The sequence below is a fragment of the Streptomyces sp. NPDC058052 genome (genome assembly GCF_042885515.1).
GTDB lineage: Bacteria > Actinomycetota > Actinomycetes > Streptomycetales > Streptomycetaceae > Streptomyces.
On sequence record NZ_JBHVRX010000103.1, the window covers coordinates 1 to 1,090 of the forward strand.

General features: G+C 30.0%; 2 protein-coding genes. One reads left to right on the plus strand and one right to left on the minus strand.

Translation table 11 applies throughout. The features are described from left to right. Nucleotides 1-414 (plus strand): TetR-like C-terminal domain-containing protein (locus tag ACFVU3_RS40225; RefSeq protein ID WP_390073734.1); only part of this gene is annotated, 414 nt, incomplete at its 5' end. A 90-nt stretch (nucleotides 415-504) separates the two neighbouring features. Here the strand turns inward: ACFVU3_RS40225 and ACFVU3_RS40230 are convergent. Next, nucleotides 505-936, minus strand: a complete 432-nt coding sequence (locus tag ACFVU3_RS40230; protein ID WP_390073735.1) for a hypothetical protein — start codon at nucleotides 934-936, stop codon at nucleotides 505-507. Between the last annotated feature and the right edge of the window lie 154 nt (nucleotides 937-1,090).

Consider the following 1,090-nt stretch of genomic DNA (forward strand, 5'->3'; position numbering starts at 1 on the left):
GATAAATATCATTTATTAGAACGTATACAAAATTATCATCTCAATAAATATAAAGCTTTACTTAATTCTTTTTATCATGACTTTCATAGCATTAAACAAGATCAAAAGAAAATGTATAAATTCTTTTTACTTGTTGCAAGTTATATCAAACGTAGGGAAGCTTTTTATAAAGCAACATTAATTACTCATCCTAATAAAGATATTGCTTTGGATTATATTAATGAAACTAGAGATTGTTATGAAAAGGTGATGAATAGATATGAAACCTCAATTCAGAATAAACACATGTTTGTTGTTTATTCTGTAGGAGGCCAAGCCGGTATTATTATCGATTGGTTACGAAGTGGTTGTGTAGAGTCTCCAAAAGTCATAGCAGAAGTCTTACTCGCAAATACTATTAAACTGCAAAGGTAAACATTAAAAGCTAAACTGAAGATGAAAAAAGTCTACTTCGAAGTTAATTTCAACTCTGAAGTAGACTTAGATTAAATCATCTTAGACAGTTTAGCTTTTTTTAAATACGCGTCTATTTAAAAGTTGTAATATAATCAGAATTACAGCTGTTATAGCAATAATAATATAGGGTGTTGGATCATTTTCCCCTTTAATACCTACGAGTGGTGACATCAGTCCACCTAATAATGTTTGAAATAGTCCAAGAAGGCTTGAAGAACTGCCTTTTCCACTTTTACTTTCATCCATTGCAATAGAGAAACCAAGTGTTGCTACACCTGTTACAGGTGCTACAAGTATTACAAAGCCAAACGCTAATAACCAGAAATTCCAATGATTGATTAATGTCATACTTACTATGATGACACCTAAAATTTGGATTACAGTCATCATTCTAAGTATAGATTGTCTATCAAAGTAATCTACTAAATTACCTGTCAGTTGACTTGAAATAATTAAAGTAATACCTATGGATGCAAACATGATACTAAACTGTAAAGGTGAAAATCCATATATTTTTTGAACAATAAATGGTGAGGCTGAAATGTAAGTAAATAATAAAACAAATGACACGCCTTGTATCAACATAGGTAATACAAATCTTGGTGTAGCAAATTAATCTTTAAAGTTCTTAAAC